General features: G+C 50.0%; 11 protein-coding genes and 2 pseudogenes. 1 reads left to right on the top strand and 12 read right to left on the bottom strand.

All coding sequences use genetic code 11. The annotated features are described in order from the left end of the window. The coding region (locus GPK83_RS09885) for a hypothetical protein (RefSeq protein WP_215704678.1) at window positions 1-534 on the top strand (534 nt) is incomplete at its 5' end. Window positions 535-631: 97 nt separating this feature from the next. Here the strand turns inward: GPK83_RS09885 and GPK83_RS09880 are convergent. From GPK83_RS09880 to GPK83_RS09825, 12 genes and pseudogenes are all read right to left on the bottom strand, one after another. Further along, the gene (locus GPK83_RS09880) at window positions 632-1,156 is read right to left on the bottom strand and encodes a hypothetical protein (protein ID WP_112146230.1); all 525 of its coding nucleotides are present in this window, start codon (window positions 1,154-1,156) and stop codon (window positions 632-634) included. A gap of 53 nt (window positions 1,157-1,209) precedes the next feature. Beyond that, on the bottom strand, window positions 1,210-1,374 hold the full coding sequence (locus GPK83_RS09875) for a hypothetical protein (protein WP_006060468.1): 165 nt from the start codon (window positions 1,372-1,374) through the stop codon (window positions 1,210-1,212). Window positions 1,375-1,518: 144 nt separating this feature from the next. Continuing rightward, window positions 1,519-1,896 carry a TnpV protein gene (locus GPK83_RS09870; protein WP_215704677.1) on the bottom strand — a complete coding sequence of 126 codons (378 nt, stop codon included), beginning with the start codon at window positions 1,894-1,896 and terminating at the stop codon, window positions 1,519-1,521. Then, entirely contained in the window at window positions 1,856-2,218 is a 363-nt protein-coding gene (locus tag GPK83_RS09865; protein ID WP_342587762.1) for a helix-turn-helix domain-containing protein, read from the bottom strand. Before GPK83_RS09865 ends, GPK83_RS09870 begins: the two co-directional genes overlap by 41 nt. A gap of 71 nt (window positions 2,219-2,289) precedes the next feature. Then, window positions 2,290-2,442: pseudogene (locus GPK83_RS09860) on the bottom strand (Maff2 family protein); the annotation flags it as partial. A gap of 94 nt (window positions 2,443-2,536) precedes the next feature. Continuing rightward, window positions 2,537-2,629, bottom strand: a pseudogene (locus GPK83_RS17350) (Maff2 family protein); the annotation flags it as partial. 88 nt (window positions 2,630-2,717) lie between these two features. After that, a complete protein-coding gene (locus GPK83_RS09850; RefSeq protein WP_215704675.1) occupies window positions 2,718-4,328 on the bottom strand; it encodes a recombinase family protein in 1,611 nt (536 codons plus the stop codon). Between the two features lie 111 nt (window positions 4,329-4,439). Continuing rightward, window positions 4,440-4,628, bottom strand: coding sequence for a transposon-encoded TnpW family protein (locus GPK83_RS09845; protein WP_002569233.1), 189 nt, complete (start codon window positions 4,626-4,628; stop codon window positions 4,440-4,442). Continuing rightward, window positions 4,625-5,479 (bottom strand): ATP-binding protein, encoded by an 855-nt coding sequence (locus GPK83_RS09840; RefSeq protein ID WP_055222989.1) that lies wholly within the window; start codon window positions 5,477-5,479, stop codon window positions 4,625-4,627. The genes GPK83_RS09845 and GPK83_RS09840 overlap by 4 nt, the downstream gene beginning before the upstream one ends. After that, window positions 5,476-6,225 (bottom strand): phage replisome organizer N-terminal domain-containing protein, encoded by a 750-nt coding sequence (locus tag GPK83_RS09835; protein ID WP_008394427.1) that lies wholly within the window; start codon window positions 6,223-6,225, stop codon window positions 5,476-5,478. The genes GPK83_RS09840 and GPK83_RS09835 overlap by 4 nt, the downstream gene beginning before the upstream one ends. After that, a complete protein-coding gene (locus GPK83_RS09830; RefSeq protein WP_039891482.1) occupies window positions 6,215-6,427 on the bottom strand; it encodes a hypothetical protein in 213 nt (70 codons plus the stop codon). Before GPK83_RS09830 ends, GPK83_RS09835 begins: the two co-directional genes overlap by 11 nt. A 185-nt stretch (window positions 6,428-6,612) precedes the next feature. Beyond that, window positions 6,613-8,203, bottom strand: a 1,591-nt coding sequence (locus GPK83_RS09825) for a relaxase/mobilization nuclease domain-containing protein (protein ID WP_252196310.1), incomplete at its 5' end; no start/stop codon positions are given.

Raw genomic sequence — 8,203 nt, 5'->3', positions numbered from 1 at the left:
CTTCTGAAAAGCGGTCGGATTAACAACCGTCTGCTGTGCGAACTTGCCACCCATAAGGACTTTATCAAGTTTCTTGCGGACATTGAGATTTATGTGGATGGAATTGCCACCATGCAGATTCAAAACCTCAATGCCCTTGTTGATACTGTCCGACATGAAATCATTGAACGGTATCGCCCTGGCGAAGACGACCCCCATTTGAAAGTGCTACAAGCCGCCCATATCAGTGATGATGAATATTTCAGTCAGATGGTACGGGATGACCTCAACCTCATTATCCGGGATATTCGAGAAGCCCATAAAAAGGACAGTGAGAGTGCACCCCAGACCACTGTTGCCAATGAACTGAAAGAAAATCTGGAAGCGGTCGAAAATTTCAAGGGCAGCCGGGATGAAAAGCTGGTTGTCCTTTACTGTAAACAGCTCGGTATCAACTATAAAAATCTGTCAGACGAAGAATTTCGCTGGCTGATTCGGATTCTCAAAAAATCAAAGAAAATGGGAACGCCTATCAGCCAAAGGAAAAAACGGTAAAGAAAAACCGCTGTTGCATGGTTTGTTGGCTTCCATGTAGCAGCGGTTTTTGCTGGGATTATTCAGTTGAATTTTTAGAACGACAAACTGGAAGTTGTCAAAGAGAATTGTTCCAGTATTCCACAGTATTGCCATTCACATCATAGAATGTAATGGTTCCCGCATTTATAGGCAAAACAATCGCAAAAGGTTTATTGCTGTCAATGTCAAGCGCTTGAATTGTGTTGCCGTCATCTATTTCAAGCTGTGTTACCTGTTGCTGATTCATAGAAATAAATGCTCGCTCATTATATCCTTCTACAGTGTACTCGGCAATTCCTCTTTGAACCCCCGAAAGTTTTCCACCCCCACGGAAAAAGTATCCAAAGGAAAGACCAGGGCGGTTGACATAGACGGAAAAAGAATGGTCACTCAAATCCTGAGGGTAAGAAATATATGCAGCCATCGTGCTGGAAACGCTTCCATCGACCGTCCAATCATCCTTAATCTTCTGCGACGAACGAATATCTGTCTCCAGCTTAGATGAAGTCACGCCGATCTCATTGTTCGTATAAAGAAAACAAACAAATAAAATACAAACAAGAACAACCCCTATCACAATTTTAAGAAATATTTTTTTCATGCTATCAAAACTCCTTGTCAACTACCGATTTTCTTAATTCGACAAACCGGTATTTAACTGTCTTTGCTAAAAAACCCTATAACAGCCATAATAAATCCTACAGGTATTAAAAGAAAAGACGCCCACACAATACCAATGTATATCAGCTCTAAACCTGCAAGAATCATTATTGCAATACCTAAGAGCATTAAACTGTTACCAAACATAATTTTTTTCATAATGCTTTTCCTCCACAACTTCAAATTGTCGCTCGTCTACCTATCCAACTTAAACGGCACAACATTTCCAACAACGCGTCCAACAAAATATACAATCACGCTCCTTTGCAAATCCCGATTTGTCATAATCATTCTATCATACCGTTATGAATAAATCATCTCTTGCAAAATAATTTCTTCTGCCCGGTTGTGAATGTTATTGCAACGCCGCACCCATTCCATTTCTTGGGTTCGTTTCAATTCCTCGGTCACGCCCTCGGCATCTTTCATCTGCTCCATGATGGTGTCTAACCGTTCCTGTGCCTGTTCGTTCAGGTCTGCAAGGTATGTCCATAACTCCCCGGTCAAGGTCAATGTGTTCAATCTGACTGGGTGGACTTCCCTTAAATATTCCCTGTGCATCCGTCCGTACTTTCCAATAGGGCGGTGTTCCTTCGGCAGCTTCAAATCCGGGATATAGTAATCTCCGACAAGGATATAATCAATTCCGTTTTCCATTATTCTTGGTTTCAGTTCGCTCATGTTCCTTACCTCCTGTGGAAGCAGGCTCGTCTGGTACTAACTCAATTACATCAGTAATCTCACAATTCAGCGTTTCGCAGATACGGGCTAATGTGTCCATGCTGATGTGCTTTCCCTCTTTGCTCATGTTGGCAATCATATTCGTTGTCATACCGGCGGCAAGCCTTAAATCTTCTTTTCTCATATCACGCTCTAACAGTGTATGCCAGAGTGGTTTATAGCTGATGTGCATATTGCTTTCCTGCCTTTCTATCCATACCACCGGGGCGGCTGCCCCGGCAGGAACTTTTCTCTTATTATAGCACCAATCTTGTGTAATCACAATTTATTCTTGTAGACTGCCGCTGATACCGTCTGGATTGTGCTTTTCCTTTCTTTTTGTTCCCTTTAATTAGCCATGAACTGCTTGATACCTTGAGATTTAGCCGCAGGATTATCGTTTCCGTAGCCTTCCATGAGGTTAATAACACCCCACACTGCGAGACCCGCACCGAGGGCGATAACAAGCGTCTGGAGAACCGTAACTGCCTGATTGATAAATGCCATACTTGAATTTCCTCCTTAAATCGTTGGTGAATTGTGAGGGGCGAGTGCCTTTTCCAGCACCCGCCCCGATGGTTACTTCTGCGCGGCTGCCGGATTAACCGAACAGACCGGAGAGCAGAGGGATGAGGGTCGTGCCGATCAGCACCACGCCGCCGCCAGCCATGAGCTGCTTAATGCCCTGAGATTTTACTGATGTGTGATAAAGAAGTAATAGAAGTGTAAAAAATTTTGCCGTTCCTATCCGGCACATGAGGTATGTCGGATAGGTCGGGCGGTTATTCGGGCAAGTCCACCTTGCCAACAAAAGAATAATAAATCTCAATGTCCTGCCTACGGGTCTTGTTCTCGTCATAGCTGCACTCATGCACAACGATTTTCTCTACAAACTCCCGCAACAGAGTAGGGGTAAGTTCTTCAAAGCTGGTATGCCGCCGAACAACATTCATAAACTTTTCTGCGTTCACGGTGGCTTCCTGTGCTTTGGAAAGCTCCGCTTGGATAGCAGCGGCTCTTTCTTTCAGCTCCCGTTGTTCTGCTTCATAGTCTGCCGACAGCTCTGTGAAACGCTCGTCTGATATGCGCCCGGTCACGCTGTCCTCATACAGCCGCTTGAAGATAGCGGATAACTCGGCTATGCGTTTCTCGGCGGCTTCCAGTTCCTTTTTCTTGGCGGCGTTCCTGCGCTTGCCCCCGTCCTCGTTCTGCTCAATCAAGAGCTTCATAAACCGGGCTTCATGCTTTGCCGCATAGCTTGTCACTTTCCGCAGATTGGAGAGTACGCCAGCGGTCAAGAGGTCGGTGCGGATAAAGTGCGCCGTACAGTCATGGGTGCGTTTCTTGTAGTTGCCGCAGATATAACAGTCCTGCTTGCGCTTGTCCGTCTGGTATCGCTGCTGATACATGACACTACCGCAGTCCGCACAGAACAGTATGCCGGAGAACAAGCCCACTTCATCATAGCGGTTGGGGCGTTTGCGCTGCTTGCGAAGTTCCTGCACCCGTTCCCATGTCTGGGTGTCTATGATAGGCTCGTGGTGGTTCTCGAAAATCACTTGCTTTTCCAGGGGATTTTCTACACTGTGCTTGACTTTGTAAGAGAGCTTTTCTGTCTTGAAGTTTACCAGACAGCCTGTGTATTCCCGGTTTTCAAGGATATGCACAACGGTATTGGTCGCCCACTTGCACTCATAGCCGGGGTGGTAGCGGCGGGTGCTGCCCGTCCTGCGGTATTCCAGCGTCCCCGGCGTGAGGATTTGCTGCTCTGTGAGCATACGGGCTATCTTAGTCGGACCGTTCCCGGCAAGGCAGAGGTTGTATATCTGCTTGACTACGGGTGCAGCTTCCTCGTCAATAATGAAATTTTCGTCCTCGTCCATGAGGTAGCCATACACAGGCTTGCTTGTGATGGGCTTGCCACTCATGCCTTTTGAGCGTTTTACTGCTTTGATTTTCTTGCTCGTATCTCTCACCAGCCATTCGTTAAAGATATTCCGCAGCGGGGCAAAGTCATTGTCGCCTTGTGCGCTGTCCACTCCGTCATTGATAGCGATAAAGCGGACACCTTTCTGTGGGAAAATCATTTCCGTGTACATTCCCACTTGCAGGTAGTTTCGCCCTAACCTCGACATATCCTTTACGATAACTGTCCCGACTTTTCCGGCTTCAATGTCCGCAAGCATGGCTTGAAAACCGGGTCTTTGAAAGTTCGCACCAGAATAACCGTCGTCCGTGTACCAGCGCAGATTGGAAAAACCGTTCTGCTTTGCATAGGTTTCAAGAATACGCTTCTGGTTGGAAATGGAATTGCTCTCGCCTTGCAGCTCGTCCTCATGGGAAAGTCTTGGGTAAAGGGCGGTAATTGGTTGTTGGTTGGTCTGTCTTAACATAAAATCCTCCGTTTCCGACAGCCAGCCCCACTATTCCGTACCTTGATTGTACCACATGGGGCGGCGGTCTGTATAGCGGCAAAAGCGTCAAATCTGCTTCTTTATGGTCGGTCAAATCGCCGTTTTTTGTGTAGCAGCTTCCGCTTCCAGCACTTTCATCATCTTGTCGGCTGCGGTATCGGTTGCGCCCTGCTTGAAGAAGCCGGAAACGGTAAGGACGGAGTTGCCCATGCGGATTTCCGTTACACAGTCCGGGCGGCGGTCTGTTTTGGTGGTGCTTGTCTGTTTCGTTTCTGTCATAGGCTCTCCTTTCGCTGCTTCATCAGTTGCTTTAAGCGTTCCAGCTTTTCCTGTGCGGTTTCCTTTCGGAAGTTGCTGCCCGTGAAGCGGACGGGGGCGCACATGGAAGTCAGCCTGTCATAGATACGGGCGTGGGGCGTGTCCTGCGGGTGCTGCAATTCCTCCAGCGTGAGGTTGGTCGTGGCGATCAGCGGCTTGTCGCTTCGGTAACGGCTGTCAATCACGCTGTAAACCTGTTCCAGCCCGTATTCTGTTCCTCGCTCCATACCAAAATCATCAAGTATCAGCAGGGGGTAGCTGCAAAGGCGGGAAATATATTCGTTCCTGCCATCAAAGCTGGCAGCAAGGTCATTGAGTATGGTTGCAAAGTTTGTCATACAGACGGCAACCTCTTTCTCCATAAGGGCGTTGGCGATACAGGCGGCAAGGTAGCTTTTTCCTGTCCCCACGCCGCCCCAAAACAGGTAGCCGATATTTTCAGCCTGCATGGTTTCCCAGCTCTCCACATAAAAGCGGGCGGTTTCGGTCTGCGGGTTTCTGCCGTTGTCATGCTCAAATGTCCAGTTCCGCATAGCAGGGTCGGTAAAGCCCCGGCGTTTCAAGTCCTCCACTTTTTCAAGGTGCTTCTGTCGGCTTTCGGCGGCTTGCTGCTTTTCACGGGCTGCCCGCTGGCAGTCGCAGTCTGTCGGGTGGCGGTCACGCCCGAAACAGGTCTTTCCCTCTGCAAAGTAGGCTTCTTTGGGCGTATGGCACTTGCCGCAGTATAAAAGCCCGTCCTCGCCTGTGTAGTCCTCCGCTTCGGCGGTAGTGGCTGTAATGTCCGTAATCATAGCTTCAATCTCGTTTTTCATAAGCTCTCGCCCTCCTTGCATGAATAATCGGGTATACCCTGTTTCGGGGCAGCCTTGCCTTTGGCAGCGTCTTCCTGCGCCCACTTGTAAATGGTGGCTGCATGGCTGTGGTACTGCTTCCCAGTGGAAGCGATATGGCAGGAAAGCCGGTCAATATAATACTCCCACTTGTCGGGCAGCTCTGTTTTCAGCCCGGAAAGCTCTGTATCGGTCAGTATCACATTGTTGTATCTGCCATAAGCGGCGGGGGCGGGGTGTCCCGTTTCTCCCTCTCTCTCTTTTTCTATCTCTATCTCTTTCTCTAACTCTATCTCTTTCTCTGGTGGACGAATGTCGGACAAATGTCCGCCTTTTGTCCGGGGCGGTAAAAGTGCCTTGTTTTCCAGCCTTGCAGCCCGTTTTCGCTCGGCTTCGGTAGAGGACTGTCCTATCATCAACTCAATGTCGGTCATATAGAAAGCCCCGCTGTCAAGCTGCTCCACAAGCCCCAACTGCCGGAAAATCTCCAAAGCCCTCTCAACCGTTCCTATCTGGTGGCGGGTCAGTGTCGCTATCATCTGCGCTGTGTAGGGGATATGCTCGTCAAGCTGCAATTTCCCGCCGTTTTTCAGCGATTTTAAGTACAGCTTCAAGAGGATATTGGAGTATAAAATCCCGTCTTTCATATCTTCCAGCAGCACAATGGAGTCGCTGTCAAAAAAGTTCTCTTTCAGCTTGAGGTAATAATATTTGCGGTTATCTGCCATTGTCCCTGTCCTCCTTTTTCCGGCGTTTGGAGTAGTAGTGGGGGCAGAGTATGATAATCGCCCGGAAGCTCTGCTTGCAGCTATGGGTACAGCCCCGGCAGAGGTCATTGTATGTGATACGGTCGCAGGTGGAATTCCCGACTTTCACTTGCCGCAGGAAAAAAGACCATTCCAGCCGCCGTTTCTTGCTCATTCTTGGCATGGGTGCGCTCCTTTCTGCCGTTTCCGCTGGTGTGGCGGTATCGGCGGTAATTCTGTATCATCTCGGTATCATTTTCGGGGTTTTTCTGCCCTATAAGCCCGTTAAAAAATCCTTTGGTATTTGCGGATAGGGTACGGGGCAGCCCCCTTGTTCTGTATAGGTTCGGGTACATTTTGGGGCGGTTTTTATCGTTCCTGTTCCTGCCTTTTCACAGGCTTGCGCTCCCGGTGTAAAATCTGGTCGATATTGCCCTTGACAGTCTGTAAGCGGCGGTATTCCTCCCGTTTTGCCCGGTAATCGTTGTAGCCGCTGTTTTTCTCTTGGATAAGGGTTTCAATCTCTGCTTGCAGGGCTTTATAGCTCGGCAGCTTGGAAATGCCGTTCTCCCTGAAATAGCGGGCGGCTGCGTCTGCTATGATAAAGTCGCTTTCGTACTTCTGACGGTAGGCTGCTTTTGCTTTGGCGTTTTTCTGCTGTTTCAGCCCGTCCCGGACAGGGCGGGTCTTGGAATAGGCAAGCACCTGTCGTTGCAGCTCCTTTTTCCCGTTCAGCGTCTTTTCCACCTGCTTCAGCTCTGCAAGGCTTTCCTGCATGGCGGCATAGGCGGCAGAACAGGCTTCGTCCAGTTCCTCCGGGGAAGAAAAGCCGTACTGCTGGTAGGCAGTAACGGTAGCCGCCATCTGCTTTAGGTTGTGCTTTGCCGCCCAGCGGTCATAACCCACGCCCTTGCCCTCGGCTCGCTTGGCTTCCCGGTCAACCATGCGCTGCAAGATGTTGTCTGCCGGGGTGGTTTTTGCGGCTTTTTCCTCCTGCAAGCGTCCCTTTTGGGTGTGTGGGTATTCCGGTATGGCTTTGGTCTGTTCGGCGGCTCTGTGGGCGTTCTGCATAAGCAGGGCAAGGACAGCAGCCTTGTCAAAATCGTCCCCCAGCTTCCGGGCTGTGATAGGCTTCGTCCTGTCCGGCGTGAGGTAGGAAAGCCGCCCCCGGCTCTCCTTGACGGTCACACCCTCCTGCAGCAAAAGGGAAGAAAACTCGTCAAAGCTGGCAGCTTGGGAAAGTGCCTGCCGTATCGTCCGGCGCAGCTTCGCCTTGTCCGTTTCAAACTTGGTGGGCTTGGTCGGCTGTCCTGCGGCTTCTCTGGCGGCGTTCTCTTTATCAAGGGCAAGCTGCCCTTTCTTTGCCGCCCAGTATTCCCGTTCGGTTATCCGTTCCTTGCTGCCGTTCAAGAGGTCGATTTGGTAAAGCCCCTCCCGGTGGCACATCTCCATGACTTCACTCTTGAAATATTCCATAGCGGCGTTGGTGCAGCGGTGCTTGCAGCCCTCCCGTGTGTCGGCTGGTCTGTCCATGTAGGGCAGAAGCGGGACTTCATAAATCCGCAGGGAGTTGATGACGATATGCACATGGATATTGCCGCTGTGGTTATGCCCGTCCGGGTGGGTGCATACAAGGGCTTGGTGTCCGGGGAAATGCTCTTTGCAGAACTGCTCGCCCAGCTCCTGTGCCCGGTCTACGGTCAAGCCGTTGTCTGTCCCGTCCCGTGGGTCAAAGCTGATGATATAGTGGTGGCTTTTCACATCTTCCCGTTTTTGGTTTTTCTCATAGCGGAGATTGGCTCGCATACAGGCAACGGCGAAATCCTCGCCCCCGCAGTTAAGGGAAGAAATGCGGTAATCCTCCCTCGGTATCAGCCGCCCGTTTTCATCAAGGGTGGGCTTCATGGTAAACTCGTCATGCTCAAATGTGAGGTAGGCTTCCGCTGCGCCATAGTCGGCA

Origin of the sequence: Clostridium sp. MCC328, from assembly GCF_018785465.1 — a bacterium.
Classification (GTDB): Bacteria; Bacillota; Clostridia; order Lachnospirales; family Lachnospiraceae; genus Pilosibacter; species Pilosibacter fragilis.
The sequence above is the reverse complement of the archived record's forward strand: the minus strand, read 5'-3'. Positions and strand labels throughout refer to the sequence as shown.